This is a genomic window from Synechococcus sp. CC9616 (genome assembly GCF_000515235.1).
GTDB lineage: Bacteria > Cyanobacteriota > Cyanobacteriia > PCC-6307 > Cyanobiaceae > Parasynechococcus.
This window is the reverse complement of the sequence record NZ_KI911558.1, coordinates 990,979-1,004,573: the sequence shown is the minus strand read 5'-3', so window position 1 is coordinate 1,004,573 and position 13,595 is coordinate 990,979. Positions and strand designations below refer to the sequence as shown.

Below are 13,595 nucleotides of genomic sequence, written 5' to 3'. Positions count from 1 at the left end.
TGTCGTCCGGATTCTGCTTTGGTTTCGTAAAATGATAAACAATAAGCCTGCACATCAGTGATCCCAAGGCCGATGGTCATCAAATACTCAGCCGCAATGCTTTGTCTGAAGTAGATGAGCTTCACGAGTCTTGACAGGACAGCAGCTTCTGTTTGGCGTCTCGCGAGCAATTGCTTGGTTTCGATGTGTCTTCCCATGGCAGATTCTCATATAAGTTCCACTACAACAGATGAGCAGCCAGTATTCAATTGTATTGCAGAAAAGCCTCACAAAACTTTTCAAACGAGTGAGCCGGCTTTGTTGTTCACATAATCGCGAGAAGTATCAGAAAAATAAGATCCTATTCGCCGGAATCTTCGATCTCAAATATTTCATCTAGCAATTCAATGGTTGATTCGTAATAAAAGGAGTTCTCTGCAGAAAGCTCGCAATTGAATAAAGCGCTGCTCATCGATGTTATTAACGTAAGCTCAAGTACTTTGGCCAAGTAGCTTAACCCGCCCTCGTCAATTGCTCGAAAGAATTCTTTAAGTTTTTCCAGCTCTGATCGATGGTTCTCAACAAAGCTGTTGCCTTCATCGCTGAAGCGGGAGGAGTACTTTTCCAATGCGCATTTCACAAATATAGTAATAATTGCTTCTGAACCTCTTGCGAAATTCTTAGCATCTTTTTTGCCCTCTTCATCTAGTGGTTTGAAAGTCTCCAGAATCGCAGTCTCCACAGGGGGTGACTGCATCACCAATAACATCTGCTCCTTCAGGTTTTCCTCTTTGTACGTTCCAACTCTGTATTGACTCTGGGACCATAAATTTGCAACTGTTAATGCTACGAATCCTGTGGTTCTTGCACCCATGATTCCATACAGGCACAAGTGGTCTATTGCAAGCGAAAGTAACTTTGCCTTGTTGTTGGAATCGTCAACCTTGGCTGACTCTTGACGTTCAAGATTGTGCTGATCAACCCACTCGATGATTGATGCCGCCATCATCACGACTGCCTTTTCAAAATTCTCTCGGGATTGCTCAGAATCTCTCCCTGGCGCTTCAAGCATCGAATAACTAGCAACTCTTGAAACTTAGCACTTGAAGATTGTTCTTCAATCATTTCACCTGATCAAAATACTATTTCGCATGTTGGTTGATTGGCGATGTCTTATCTTTTCCTTAGAAAGGAATCTTGCCATAGAAGTTGAGTGCTGGCTTTGGCGGAGATGCAGCAACGCGCAAAGAGATGCGCTCACCCGACGAAGTCAATGGATTCAACCTTCTGGCATTGCAGAGCCGGAGTGGACATTGATCTTTATATCGCGATTTTTTGGATGACAGGGTGTAAAACCAATGACATCTAAATAGTCGTGGCAAGATCTTTCTTTGTAGAGTCAAATTTTGCTGATAATTTAAGAAATGAGTGTTCTTCCCATCTCATGCTGGCCAATGCAGGCTGCTGAAGGCATTGGTTCGTGCTTTAATATGTAGATGTCTTTCATCACACTATACTTGTCTGTAAAATAGAGAAACAACTCTAAAATGACAGGTCGACTGGATGATGAATATCAACAAACTTGATTCTGATATTCCAGGCGCAAACTGGTTTGCTGTAGGTCTGTTAGATGGCACTTGGTCGGGCGGAAAAGTTACCGTCGCAGTGAGCATTGGCTTTCCTATGCCCAAAATTCACCTTGTTCACATTCTGGCGGAACATATTTCTAAAAAAAATGGATATAGGGTGGTCGACGCATGTTTTGCATACTGTCCTGATCTTGACTTATTCCTTCCTTTCGCAAGTTCAGCTATAGCCGCTAATTGTGTTCAAGAGTTGTTCGATAGGAACAAGAAAGTGATTGCCATGGAGGCAATTGATTTGATAAAAACTATGAATTCCTAGTTTTGACTTATTTCTGAGTCTGGTTGGCATCTCGCAAAATAGGTATGGAACTGTGGCTGTAGATCTATGGCCAAACTATTAAGGCAACTGCTGTTGACTGTTTACTTTCTCGTCGAGCTTTAGTATCAAAGATTCAAGTTTCAGCAAGTGCAGCTCGACCGTGTTGATCTTGTCAAGGATTTTAAGCAATTGTTGTGAATCATCGTTTGTCTCGTAGTCGGATTGTCCATGCGTCATTTCTATGAATTGATCTTTCGATATCACACCGTTTTCCAGAAACGCTTTGGCTTGCATCAGTCTCTCTGGGGTCAGTTTTTTCTTGTCTGTCATGCTGGATTTTGGTTGATAACTTGTGGCGAAGAATAGCTTCTATAGAGCAGGCCGTGAAGTACTCATAACTCAAGGGTATCGGCAACAACGATGATAGTCTTATGTCCAATCGCCTGTCACAATCTTTATCGTTATAGGAATGCTTGACTGCACCTCCATCGGTGAATCGAGCAGCTGCTGCTGTTCTGCCTCGTTGCGTGTCGTCGTACGAGCAGTCTGAAGAGCCCTAAGCACAGACTCCCGGTTCTCCTTGGGAAGCTCAAGTATCAATCGTATGAGGTTGGTCATGTCCATAAGGGGAGGCTTTGAATGAGTTGGTTCATGACGATGACGAGATCCAGCTCGGTGATGTCTTTTGCTGAGATCTGCTGAATCCAGGGGGCTAAGCAAGCGTCCTGAGGCACTCGTGGAAGGAACTGACGGTTGGCTTATTGAGTCCCTACAAAGCAGTTGTCTGGGTTGTAACCGAGTAGCAGCATCGTTGCGACTCCAAAGATCCATCCCATAAACAAGGCTCCCCAAATCAACTGGTCTGTTGTGATGGTGTCGTTTTTCATGGTTTGCTCTTGATGCGGACCTTGTTGAGTCACCCAATGAAGCCAAGATTGCGCTGGTTGTCTGGAATTTTCTGTATACAACGCCGCGCTTTCGAGATTGAGATGAGTCTCTTGATGCAAAATTTTTAGCTCCTTTATGCAGGATTAAGACGAGCGTCGGTCGATATTGATCTAATGAATTGGTCCGATGCGCACTTCAGTTTTCTTCGGTTCAATTTTCAGCAACTCATTGCTCTGAGCCGTTCAGAACCTGCTGCTCCTGAATTGTTTGCATCTCGAAGATCACTGGATCGGGTCAGTTCCCCGATGTCTGAAGTCGTTCCCGGCGGAACGCATCAGACGCTCCAGTTCAGCATCCAGTTCCGACGTCAGCATCTGAACAGCCCGGCGACGATCACGTCGGTAGTCATCGCGGCGTTGATCGACGGGAATCGCTTCACCGACGCTGAGTTCCACCCGCTGTGGTCCGAAGCAGGGTGATCCGCTCCAGGGCCGGTCTTCGATCCAGCCGATTGCCTCCTCCACGAGCTGCACCATCTCGGCAAAGCGGTCGAACTCCGGTTGATCAGTGATGTATTGACCGCTCACGCTGGTGAAATGCTCCACCAGTCGCATGCGAGTGAGCTGAAGATCGGCTTCACGCGCTTCCCAATCCACCAAGCTGCGTTCAAGCGGAGGCAATTGCTCGAGATTCTCCCTGTAGATCCGATCCCAGGCCGCCTGTTCAATTCGGCGGCAGCGTTCCTGCAGGGTCCCGCTGGCGCGGAGCCCGAAATGGCTCTCCGCCTTTTCCAATCCATGCCGTCGATAGTTCTCAATTCGAACTGCTAAGGGCTGTTCTGGATTGGCTTTGAGGCGTTCAAGCTGTTCAAGCGCCGTCACCAACGCTGCACCGATGCGGAGAAGCCGTTCGCGGCGGTCCTCCAGAACGATGGCCTGAACCCCGAGGTGTTGCTCGAGCGCTTCGAGGCGTGCATCGAGAACCGTCCAGTTCGGTCGACGCCAGCTGTAACGAATCCCTATGGGGATGACATGCAGAGTTCGCTGGTCCTTGTTCTTGGCCATGTCCTCAGCTGCCCAGAAGGCGAGCTGGGCCACACCAGGCTCGAGGGGTGCCATCTCCCCTGACAGGTTGTTGGTGGCTCCTTCCGGTGCCACCACAAGGGCCTGGCGTCCCAGCGTCAGGGCTTGCCGGGCTTGGTTCAGGGCTGGTCGGTCCAATCGACCTCGGTGGATGGCGATGCCGCCGCTGCGCTGAAGTAACCAGCCGATCACCGGTCCCGCCCACAGGGGGATTCCACGGTCGTAGAGAAACCGAAGCGACACCGCACGTGGCAAGGGATTCCCCAGCCTTCGGGCCATCCTGGGAACGCAACTCCAGAACAGATCCGCGAGCACCAGTGGATCGCGGGGGCTGGGATGGCGAAAGGCAATCAGCAGATTGCGTTCACCGTTCTGCTGTGCAAGAAACTCCTCGGCCAGTCGTTCGGCCGCTTTGCTGTTGCGCAGCTGTAACCGCTGTCCGACAAAGACCATTGGTAGGAGCTGCTGCAGTACCGCCTGCACGACGCGGCTTTGCCGGGTGGGCAGCCGCCGCAAGGCGGGACGGGCGGTCTGGATCGAGGCGCGCGGCATGGTCGCTGATCCTGTTCCAATCGACGATTGAGCCCTTAAGGATGCATCCAGTCCGTTGGCTTAACCACGAAGTGCTTGTTCAGAGTAATGTCAGCGGTCACGCCAGATTTGGCCGCGTAATGAATTTGAAGACAGTTGCGATTGTTGCCTCGGGACTGATCTCGGGCGGTGTTTTGGCAACAGGTTCTTATTGGTATGCCAGTCCATATTTAGCCGTTAATTCGATTCGTGAAGCGATCCAGCAAAAGGATGGGTCACGATTCAATCAGTATGTTGATTATCCGCAGTTGCGTGAAGATCTGAAGGCATACGTCGTTACCAGCCTGACCCAGGCAGCCACTGAAGAATCATTGGACGATGCTGAAGAGGGGCTGGCGGCTTTGGGAACAGCACTGGTGATACCGATTGCCAACACCCTGATCGATTCCTACCTCACATCAGAGGTTGTGAAGGGTCTGATCGAGGCTTCGGAAGGCGATCTGCCAAGGGCCCAGAAGACATCAGCCAATCCCTTTTCAGTTCCGGATATCCAGGCGGAAATTGCCAAGGGTAAGCAGCAAGTTGAGAAGCAGATTGATCAGATGGCAAATGTTGAGATGGCCTATGTGGGTATGAATCAATTTCTGGTTTCAGGACGTCTTGAGCCCGGCGTCAAGATCGGATTTGAGATGGCGCGCCAGGGGCTGGGCGATTGGAAAATCGCAGGTTTGATCCTGCCTGACTATCAACAGCTGCAAGCACTGGCTCTTGAGGATGAGTCCGTCGCTTCAGATGATCTGGCGGTTCGACCACGCCCGGAAGGTCAGGACGAATTTGAGGATCCCTCTTTTGAAACCCCCGAAACCGCTGAGATTGAAACCGCTGACATCGCTTTGGCGAATGCCGCGGATCAACGGGAGCCGGGGCTAACTCTGGGTGTGAACGCTATGCCTCCGGATCTCTCCACCTGCTGGTTCCAGATGCGGCGCAGTGGCGAGGAGTTCACGGGCTTTCAGTGCACCGTTGTGTCGAGAGTGAATGCCAACGGGAACACGGTGTACGACGTGATTGAACCCAATGGCGTGAAACGCGCGATTGTTCTCTGGGACGACTCTTCGGCCGAGGTTTTTCTCCGCGGTCAGCGTTACGAGGGCTTCTGGGAGGTCGATGCGGAACGGGATGTCCGGATTCAGCTGCCTCAGGGGGCCATGGCCTTCCGCAGGCCTCGTTGATCAAGCCGCTCAGCTGTCAGCATTGACTCCGGCTTCACCGTTCTGCTGATGTCCTGGCTGTTGGAACCCCTCAGTCAACCCTGGATGCTAAGAGCTTTCCTCGTCAGTGCTGTCGTTGGCGGTGTCTGCGGGTTGTTGTCCTGCTACATGACCCTCAAGGGCTGGGCTCTGATGGGGGACGCCGTCTCCCATGCCGTTCTGCCTGGAGTGGTGCTGGCCTATGCCCTTGGTTTTCCTCTCTCGCTGGGTGCTCTGGTGTTCGGAATCGGCTCGGTGGCCGCGATTGGATTCGTTGAGCAGAAATCACGGGTCAGGGAAGACACGGTGATCGGTCTTGTGTTCACAGGCTTCTTTGCCCTTGGACTGGTGCTGCGATCAAAAACCGTCAGCCACATCGATCTCGATCACATTCTTTTCGGCCATGTGCTCGGAATCCCTCTGAATGACCTGTGGCAAACCCTGGGGATTTGCCTGTTCGTGTTGGTTGTGCTGTTGCTGCGGCGTCGGGATCTGATGCTGTTCTGTTTTGATCCCACCCACGCGCGATCGATTGGGATCAACACCGGTCAGTTGCACTACACCTTGCTTGGTCTGCTGTCCCTGGCGGCTGTGGCCTGCCTGCAAACCGTGGGAATCATTCTGGTGGTGGCCATGCTGGTGACCCCTGGGGCCACGGCCTATCTGCTCACCGATCGTTTTGATCGGATGACGCTTCTGGCTGTGTTCAGTGGGATGTTGTCGAGTGTTCTTGGCTTGTTCATTTGTTATTGGACAGACAGCGATCCCGCCGGTTGCATTGTTCTTGTGCAAACCGCCCAGTTCCTGCTGGCTTTCCTGCTTGCCCCGCGTCATGGGGTGTTACGACGTCACAGCAATCTCAGCACTTGAAGCACAACCCAAGGCTGCGCGAGCGACACGCCATGACCATCCTGACGGGAGGAGGATGTTCCTTGATTGGCCAGCTTCACTGACCTGATGCCGGGATTGGCGGCTCTGCGTCGCTATCGCTTTCGAAGCGATTTCAGTCACGACCTATTTGCCGGTTTGTCGGTGGCAGCGGTCGCACTCCCGGTCTCGATTGCCTATGCCGAATTGGCGGGGCTGAGTCCTGCAGTGGGTCTGTACGCCAGCATTGGACCCTGCTGGTTTGTGCGCTCTTCGGAACGTCGCCGCAGTTGATGGTGAACCCCGATGCTGCGAGTTGCGCAATCCTGGCGGCGGCCGTCGCCCCATTGGCAGGCGGTGAATGCCTTCAAGACCCTGTGAGTTGAGTTTCAATGGATTCACTGCCCCTGATTGATGACTGAAAACACCCTCACCGAACAAAACGTGACCGAAACCACTGTTCTGGATTTCAGGCTGAGCAACAGCTTTGAGGAGTATCGCGATTACATGAACGCACCGGAGCAGCAGGCGATGTTTGCCGAGATGGGCGTGACGACCTTCTACATCGGTGTCTGCCAGAGCGATCCCAAGCGCGCCACGGTGATGTTCCAGGGCCCCGAAAACGTTCTCTGCAACGTGTTCATCAATCCGCAGACCAAGCCCGTCGTCGAAGCGTCAGGACACGTCTATGACGGCACCGTGATCACACGTTGGCTGGCCTGAGAGGCATTGCGTCGCGTGGATCAGGCCGGCAGAACCTGCCGGTAGCCATTGGCTTCCACCACGCAGAGATCGCTACCGAACAGGGCGCTCAATCGTTTGGTCGTCAATATCTCAGCCGGCGTGCCGTCTCCGACGACGGTTCCGCCGTTTAAGCACAGCACGCGTTGCATCTCCGGAATGATGGTGTCGATGCGATGGGTTACCTGCACCACTGTTGTGCCGCTGCGGCATAGCTCCCCGAGTGTTCTGAGCAATTGATGGCAAGCTTTCAGATCGAGCGCTCGACTCGGCTCGTCGAGCACCAACACCTCGGGAGCATGGACGAGGGCGCGAGCAATCATCAAGCGGCGGCGCTGGCCATCGGAGAGCTGTCCGAAGGGTTGATCAGCGATCGCGATGAGATCCAGCCGTTCCAGCAACGCCCTGGTTGCGGCGATCTGCCAGGCCTCAGGTGATTGATCACGTCCAAGCCGCATCGATCCGAACAGGCCGCTGAGCACCACCTCCAGGGAGCTGATCCCGGGCGGGAATCGCGTTTCCAGCTCACTGTTCACCACGCCGAGCCGGCGGCGCAGTTGCCAGAGATTCACCGTGCTGCTGCCGAACAACCTGAGATGGGATTGCGGCGTCACGATCGGATAGAGGCTGCGCTCGATCAGCTTCACCAGGGTGCTTTTGCCGGCCCCGTTGGGCCCCAGAACGGTTGTCGATTCCCCAAGCCGCAGCTGCAGGCTGAACTTGCTGATCACGGGACGACCGCTCAGCGTTGCCTCCACCTGTTCGGCATCGAACCAGATCTCAGCCATCGAGCTCTGAGATCAAACGCTCGATCACAATCTGCAGCCCGGGTGCAATGGGTCGTTGCTCTCGGCAGTGATCACTCCACACCGTCCCGCGCTGCAGCTGCTCAAGGCTGACGAGCTTGAGATCCTGCCCTTCCAGCAGCTGCAACTGCTCCAGAGGAACATCCAGGGATCCACGGAACACATGGGCGATTCGGGTGCCGTTGTTGTGACTGAACCAAAGCTCCAGTGGCCTCCTGGGTGTCCAGTCGATCTCTTCGTGCAGTTCCCGCATCACCGCCTCAGTTGCTGTTTCGCCGGGATCGAGGTGTCCGCCGAACAATCCCCAGTGGCCTGGGTAGATGATCGTATCGATGTCGTCGCGCAGCTGCAGCAACCACTGGCCGTCGCGCTGCAGCATGGCCAGGGCCACGGCGTAGGTCATCGCGAAGGCAATGCTGATTTCATCCATAGCGCCAGTCCGCCGCCACGACCGCGTGCCGTGAGCCACTGACCGTCTGCTGATGTGGCGATCAAGGCGAAAAAGGGCTGGCGTTGGCTCGGCGGCTCTGGAATCGAGCGTTTCAACAGGGTGATGCTGCCGAGCATCAGCTGCACCGTGTGGAAATGGAATAGCAGCAGAGGTCTGGGACCGCTGAGCCTTGCTGGACCTTCAAATCGCAAGCGCAGTGCCCCCAGCGTCACCTGGTTGACGATCGTCCAGCCATCGCTGCTGCTGGAGAGGCTGAACTGGGCTCCAAGGCTGCGCAACAGGGGATCGGTGCCGGGTGAAGGGCGATTCCCTTCGCGTGTCCATGTTTGCTTCAGGCGCCAGACACCTTCAAGTGAGGTCGGTTGAATCTCACTGCCCTGGCTGCGGGCGGTCTGCTCCAGCGCGAGGATGGTCTCGGCGTTGAACATGGCCCGATGTTTTCAGTCATCTTCGTTGGTTGAGCAGTCAGGCGTCCTGCTTTTCAACGTAGAAGTAGGTGAGGCTGAGGTTGGCGCGCAGGTTGCGCTCTTCGCGTTCGTTGATGACGGCACCTTCTTCGATGTCGTGTTCGCCGCAGACGTAGCCAGCCGTGCTCGTGAACAGCGGTCGGCAATCCCGCCGGAAACGTTCTTCCTTGAAGATCACATTTACCTTCTCAACATCGGTGGTGGGGATGGAATCTGTGGACTTTGTTGTGAAGAATTTGTCCAGGCAGGCCTTGTGCTCATCTGCGCTTTCGATCGTTTCCAGCATCTTCAAGCATTTCTCCCGTTCACCAGCTTCGATTTCGAGCATGGCGTTGATTTCATCGTTCACCTCAGATGGGTCCCTTGGCACGTCCAGGAGTTGTGATCGACGCAACCTAACCGTGTAGATCCCGCCATCCTTGATCCAGTTTTTTGCGGCTTGGCTCGCTTCTTCCTGGCTCTCAAAGGTTTGATTACGCCAGCTGCCTTCGGCGTAATGGTGCAAGCCGAAACCTGCCGTCAGGGACAGGAGGGCAACTCCGAGAAGCATGCAATGTTGTGCTTTCCCCGGAGCCATTACGCAACTTTTTATCCATTCTGGCTAGTAAGAATCGGCCAGGAGGTATCAAAACGATCAATTTTCTTTCTTTCGAAGAATTTTTCGTTGCCACGTTGAGACTCCTCGGCTTTGAGAGCCTGAGAGACTGTTCAGCTCGAACCATTCGGTTGTTCTGTCGATGGAGTCTGAACCGCGACGCACACCACCGCTGACCGATCTGCTGCTCAGGGGACTGCGGATCGGAGCCAGCACCATTGCGATCGTTGAGCTGTTGCGCAGTGACTGGTTTGGTGGTGGCCTGGCCAGCCTGGCCTGGTTGATCTTTGTGCAGGTGGAAAGGCGCCGGGCATCAGTCGATCAGAGCGACACCTGATCGGCTGGTTGGGAGCCGAACGACTCTTCTGATCAACGCTGATCCCAGACGTTTTCGCAGCTCGCCTTTTGATATTGACGCTTGGCCAGCCTGTAATCCTTGTTCTGTTGTGATAAAAGTTCGCTGGCTTTCTGCTCGGTTTCCTGATCTGGACCGGACGCAATCAAGGCTCGGTTGATGCTCATCTCGCGGCCCAATTTGTTCATGGTCCGTTTGATGAATTCGCATTCCGTCATTGCGAGGGACGAACTGGAGAAACCTATCCCCGCTCCGATTAACAACAGATTCGCGATGTGGTGTCTTGCGTTCATTCAGAGGTAAGCATCCAGGAAGCTAAGTGGTCGGTTCATCGTTTCTGAGAACCCGAGAATGCCCTTGTCGCGATGAACATAGAGAAGTGAGTTGTCGCTCTCAATCAGAAAGGTGCCACCCCTTTGAGCGATGAAGCGATCATCGGGTACGTACTGCTTCCAGCGTCCAAGCACCTCCACCATGTTGTTGAGTCGCACGGTGGCGAGCTCGAACGGGCGCTGAAAGCCATCACCTCCAGCCAGGCGAAACAGCGAACTGTCGAATCTTTGGGGTGCGCTTCGATCACCCCGGTACCCCCGGAACACTTCAGCCAGGGTCCCAGGCGAGCCGATTCCCGCACACATCAGCAGCAGGTCTGGCCATGCCCCTGCGCCGCTGTTGAGTCCTGCGTAGAGCCCGCAGGCACGATGCAGGTCCGCATTGCACTCCGTCTGCAGCTGGTCGCGGGGAAAGCCTGTGAATTCGCAGAAACGATCGGCTCCCTGCTGGTCACCGATGGCAAAAGCCTGAATGGCGATGCCGGCGCGACGAATGGCAGGCAGTGCCGGCACGAGGGCCTGGGCGTACTCCGTTGAATCAAAGTCGCCGAGCTGGGTGAACAGAAGAACCAGGCGTCGCTGGCCCGTTTCCATGCCTGGGATGGCTTCGAGTCTGTCCAGCAGGGCGCTTGGGGTGTTCAAAGTGCTGCGTCTTGGTGCTGGTGGATTCGCGCATCCTGGCTGCTGGAGGACTTGATTGGTGTTGCTGAACTCTTGGATTTGTCTTGCAGAGATGATTCATGTCTGTCAGGTATGAATTGTGCCGTAAGACATCATTGAGAGCAGGACCTTTCAAGCCTTCGCTGATGTGATAATTCCCATCAATACGGGAAATATAAATGAACTTCAAGACGAAATGGTTAATTTTGCCGCCGAAGGAGCGGGATCTTGAACGGCTGGTTGGACGGTCCGGCACGATTCATTACTTCATCCAGCAATCACCCTTCAATGGTGTTCTCGATTCTGAATACGGCAATGTGTTTACGTACAAGATCAAGGGTGCAAGTCATAGTTCAGAGGTTTCAGATTGGATTAACAAGTTGATTGGTCATCTTGATCCAATCCTTGATGTTGATTTCAGGCCTGTCACCAGTATTGACGATGCTGAATTGGTTTTTCTCGCTGCAAAAAAGGTCAGTAAGCCCTGGGATAAATCAACGACTGGTGAAAATATCTGGAATCCCAAGGGTGGCCCGGGCTCAAACGGTGTTGCCAATGTTGTTTCAAAGAAAACTAAGAACAAGTCAGATCAAATGGCAACGATTACCCATGAATTGGGGCATGCCTTAGGGCTAAGTCATCCAAAAGACCAGCCTGATAGTCCGCTTTTTGATACTGCAATAACGATTATGTCGTACAACGAAGCATTTCATCAAGACTTTACTTACAAGGACTTCACGAGAAACGATCTCAATGCGCTTGTTGAGTTATGGGGGGCGGAGGTCAATAACGGTGCACCGATTGCAACGCGTCTCCCTGCACCAGAGAAGCAGGCTTGCGAGGAACAGCAGCTCCAGTGGAAACCTGTACCAGAAGAAGTCGCTGGCAAGGATGGGAATGGTGAGATTTTTGGTGGCAAGGGAAATGACACGATTGTGGGTTCTGATCGCGTCGATACGATTTCAAGCTTCGAAGGTGACGATCTCGTTGATGGTGGGCCCGGTCGTGATGTTCTTTACAGCTTTGGTGGCCGAAATCGATTCAGCATTACTGAAGGAGAAGGCGTCGACACAATTCATTTTTTCAATCAGGGCAAGGATGTTATTCAGATCAATCATGATGGCGGCAAGGTGTCCGTGAAGATGAAGGGGAATGATGCGTCAATTCGCCTGCTTGGAAAGCCAATCGCCATCCTTAAAGATGTGATGCTCGATGATGCTGGATGCCTCTATGGCCTCACAGTGATCGATAACACCTTTATTGTTTAGCAGTGGTGCGGCATGTTGCTTGTACAAGCGTTTCACCTGTTGGCAGGATGTGTGGAAGTTAGTGGTCTGGTTCGAAATCTTGTCGTGTTCATGTGATGTCAATAATTTGTGATGTAAATTACTTGCGACGCAACCAACTTGTGGCGCATAGTGCTTGTCATTCAAGCAACATTGCTGCTCCTCTTGTCTGATGCTCCGTTGCGTTACTCGAAGAACGCTGACAGTTGCAAATCCTCACGTCGCAGCAGCGCAAATGTTGTGCCGGCATTGCCCCGGCAGATGCGCAGTTGTTGATCCAGAACGGTGATGTCCAACCAGGCCGGGAAGCTTTGCTTCACTTCTCGCAGCAGTTGCAGCCGTTGACCACCAGGCAGCTGGGGTCCCACCCAGCCGCCGCGACGGAAAAGCACCTCCACCCGTTGCTTGTCCAGCTGTCGGATATCGGCCTGAACGCTGATGCCGGCCATGGCGGCCAGTGGCCCGCGCAGTCTCAGCAGGTTGCAACCGCGACCCCGTTCTGGATCGAGCACCTGGAGGTTGTCCAGCCAGGGTGCCTGCTTCAGCCATGGTTGCGTCGAGCTGCTCCAGCGCAACTCCCAGACCCCGGCAAGACGCTCCATGTCCTGATTGAGATCCGCTGCCTGTTCGGCTTCCAGCGCTTCCACGAGGCCAGGGATGTCTGAATCCTTCGGTTGGAGTTGCAGCTTCTCGACCAGCTGATCACGGGTTTGTGGCACGGTCATCCCAGTTCCGTTGATTCCATGCTCATGGGTTTGATGGCCATTCGGCGTTGTTTGTCTGCTGTTGCCCTTGTTCCCTGGCTGGCGGTGGCTCCAGCACTGGCCCAATGGGCCCCCTCTGCAGAGCCTGCGGCCTGGCGATCGATTCGTCAGGACCTGGAGGCCTCAGAACGGCTGGAACCGAATGGCTGGATCTTCATCGATGCCATGACCAATCCCAAAGCAGAGGCAGCGGAATATCTGCGCGACCTCGAGCGGCGCGACAACACAGTGCTTTTTCTCGCTGCCCTGTTGCTTCGGCGTCAGGGTGAGCCGACCTGGACCGTGCGTCTGATCCGGATGCGGGCCCTGTGTGACCAGGGCGGTCTGGAACGCCGTGATGCCTCTGATTCCTGGACGAGCTATCCCGGTCGCGCCGGAACTGCCGGTAGGGTTCGCTGGATTTGTGCTCAGGCATGACGCAGCCCCAGTTCAAATACGAGGCACCTGAGCGCTTTGGTGAGTCGCTGACAACGGCACGCCCCTGGAACAGCACGGCCCTTGAAGCGGTGGAACGGCTCAACGGCAGAGCCGCGATGGTGGGGTTTATCGCTGCGCTGATCGGCGAGCTGATCAGCGGACGGGGCATCGCCGGTCAGCTTGCTGGCATGGTGCGCTGGTATCTCGATCTCGGCTGAG

Annotated in this window: 19 protein-coding genes; 9 read left to right on the top strand and 10 right to left on the bottom strand. The window is 54.0% G+C overall.

The genetic code is table 11. The features are described from left to right. Positions 1–340: 340 nt before the first annotated feature. On the bottom strand, positions 341–1,051 hold the full coding sequence (locus SYN9616_RS0105785) for a hypothetical protein (RefSeq protein WP_028952274.1): 711 nt from the start codon (positions 1,049–1,051) through the stop codon (positions 341–343). 494 nt (positions 1,052–1,545) lie between these two features. On the opposite strand from SYN9616_RS0105785, the gene SYN9616_RS0105780 reads away from it, so the two are divergent. Then, positions 1,546–1,884, top strand: a complete 339-nt coding sequence (locus tag SYN9616_RS0105780) for a hypothetical protein (protein ID WP_156918689.1) — start codon at positions 1,546–1,548, stop codon at positions 1,882–1,884. Positions 1,885–1,962: 78 nt separating this feature from the next. Here the strand turns inward: SYN9616_RS0105780 and SYN9616_RS0105775 are convergent, their stop codons facing one another. Together SYN9616_RS0105775 and SYN9616_RS15295 are read right to left on the bottom strand one after the other, a co-directional pair. Beyond that, the gene (locus tag SYN9616_RS0105775; RefSeq protein WP_028952272.1) at positions 1,963–2,214 is read right to left on the bottom strand and encodes a hypothetical protein; all 252 of its coding nucleotides are present in this window, start codon (positions 2,212–2,214) and stop codon (positions 1,963–1,965) included. Positions 2,215–3,053: 839 nt separating this feature from the next. Beyond that, positions 3,054–4,406, bottom strand: a complete 1,353-nt coding sequence (locus SYN9616_RS15295) for a 1-acyl-sn-glycerol-3-phosphate acyltransferase (RefSeq protein WP_051410961.1) — start codon at positions 4,404–4,406, stop codon at positions 3,054–3,056. 41 nt (positions 4,407–4,447) lie between these two features. Here SYN9616_RS15295 and SYN9616_RS0105755 point away from each other — a divergent pair, with 41 nt between their 5' ends. The 4 genes from SYN9616_RS0105755 (at position 4,448) to SYN9616_RS0105740 (ending at position 7,225) form a co-directional block, all read left to right on the top strand. Further along, positions 4,448–5,617 (top strand): DUF2939 domain-containing protein, encoded by a 1,170-nt coding sequence (locus SYN9616_RS0105755; RefSeq protein ID WP_084218311.1) that lies wholly within the window; start codon positions 4,448–4,450, stop codon positions 5,615–5,617. A 48-nt stretch (positions 5,618–5,665) separates the two neighbouring features. Then, positions 5,666–6,505 carry a metal ABC transporter permease gene (locus SYN9616_RS0105750; RefSeq protein ID WP_028952269.1) on the top strand — a complete coding sequence of 280 codons (840 nt, stop codon included), beginning with the start codon at positions 5,666–5,668 and terminating at the stop codon, positions 6,503–6,505. Between the two features lie 66 nt (positions 6,506–6,571). Beyond that, positions 6,572–6,796 (top strand): SulP family inorganic anion transporter, encoded by a 225-nt coding sequence (locus tag SYN9616_RS0105745; protein ID WP_028952268.1) that lies wholly within the window; start codon positions 6,572–6,574, stop codon positions 6,794–6,796. 120 nt (positions 6,797–6,916) lie between these two features. Then, positions 6,917–7,225: a DUF3764 family protein gene (locus SYN9616_RS0105740; protein WP_051410960.1), complete on the top strand. Its 309-nt coding sequence runs from the start codon at positions 6,917–6,919 to the stop codon at positions 7,223–7,225. Between the two features lie 20 nt (positions 7,226–7,245). On the opposite strand, the gene SYN9616_RS0105735 is transcribed toward SYN9616_RS0105740, so the two are convergent. Genes SYN9616_RS0105735 through SYN9616_RS0105720 form a run of 4 tightly spaced genes read right to left on the bottom strand, consistent with a single transcriptional unit; the run spans position 7,246 to position 9,517 of the window. Then, positions 7,246–8,031, bottom strand: coding sequence for an ABC transporter ATP-binding protein (locus SYN9616_RS0105735; RefSeq protein ID WP_028952266.1), 786 nt, complete (start codon positions 8,029–8,031; stop codon positions 7,246–7,248). Further along, positions 8,024–8,452, bottom strand: coding sequence for an NUDIX hydrolase (locus SYN9616_RS0105730; RefSeq protein WP_028952265.1), 429 nt, complete (start codon positions 8,450–8,452; stop codon positions 8,024–8,026). The genes SYN9616_RS0105735 and SYN9616_RS0105730 overlap by 8 nt, the downstream gene beginning before the upstream one ends. Beyond that, a complete protein-coding gene (locus SYN9616_RS0105725) occupies positions 8,449–8,928 on the bottom strand; it encodes a hypothetical protein (RefSeq protein ID WP_028952264.1) in 480 nt (159 codons plus the stop codon). Before SYN9616_RS0105725 ends, SYN9616_RS0105730 begins: the two co-directional genes overlap by 4 nt. 37 nt (positions 8,929–8,965) lie before the next feature. Next, complete coding sequence (locus SYN9616_RS0105720; RefSeq protein ID WP_028952263.1) at positions 8,966–9,517, bottom strand: hypothetical protein; 552 nt, start codon at positions 9,515–9,517, stop codon at positions 8,966–8,968. Positions 9,518–9,704: 187 nt separating this feature from the next. On the opposite strand from SYN9616_RS0105720, the gene SYN9616_RS15290 reads away from it, so the two are divergent. Beyond that, complete coding sequence (locus SYN9616_RS15290) at positions 9,705–9,899, top strand: hypothetical protein (protein ID WP_037990716.1); 195 nt, start codon at positions 9,705–9,707, stop codon at positions 9,897–9,899. A gap of 32 nt (positions 9,900–9,931) precedes the next feature. Here SYN9616_RS15290 and SYN9616_RS0105710 read toward each other — a convergent pair whose 3' ends face one another. Both SYN9616_RS0105710 and SYN9616_RS0105705 read right to left on the bottom strand, forming a co-directional pair. Further along, the gene (locus SYN9616_RS0105710; RefSeq protein ID WP_232200074.1) at positions 9,932–10,105 is read right to left on the bottom strand and encodes a hypothetical protein; all 174 of its coding nucleotides are present in this window, start codon (positions 10,103–10,105) and stop codon (positions 9,932–9,934) included. A 105-nt stretch (positions 10,106–10,210) separates the two neighbouring features. Further along, positions 10,211–10,891 carry a peroxiredoxin-like family protein gene (locus SYN9616_RS0105705; protein WP_028952261.1) on the bottom strand — a complete coding sequence of 227 codons (681 nt, stop codon included), beginning with the start codon at positions 10,889–10,891 and terminating at the stop codon, positions 10,211–10,213. A 197-nt stretch (positions 10,892–11,088) separates the two neighbouring features. Here SYN9616_RS0105705 and SYN9616_RS0105700 point away from each other — a divergent pair, with 197 nt between their 5' ends. Further along, positions 11,089–12,177 (top strand): hypothetical protein, encoded by a 1,089-nt coding sequence (locus tag SYN9616_RS0105700; RefSeq protein ID WP_028952260.1) that lies wholly within the window; start codon positions 11,089–11,091, stop codon positions 12,175–12,177. A 203-nt stretch (positions 12,178–12,380) separates the two neighbouring features. Here SYN9616_RS0105700 and SYN9616_RS0105695 read toward each other — a convergent pair whose 3' ends face one another. Continuing rightward, complete coding sequence (locus SYN9616_RS0105695; RefSeq protein ID WP_028952259.1) at positions 12,381–12,920, bottom strand: PAP/fibrillin family protein; 540 nt, start codon at positions 12,918–12,920, stop codon at positions 12,381–12,383. Between the two features lie 18 nt (positions 12,921–12,938). Here SYN9616_RS0105695 and SYN9616_RS0105690 point away from each other — a divergent pair, with 18 nt between their 5' ends. Next, complete coding sequence (locus tag SYN9616_RS0105690) at positions 12,939–13,376, top strand: hypothetical protein (RefSeq protein WP_156918687.1); 438 nt, start codon at positions 12,939–12,941, stop codon at positions 13,374–13,376. Then, entirely contained in the window at positions 13,373–13,594 is a 222-nt protein-coding gene (locus SYN9616_RS0105685) for a chlorophyll a/b-binding protein (RefSeq protein WP_037990714.1), read from the top strand. Before SYN9616_RS0105690 ends, SYN9616_RS0105685 begins: the two co-directional genes overlap by 4 nt. Position 13,595: the final 1 nt, after the last annotated feature.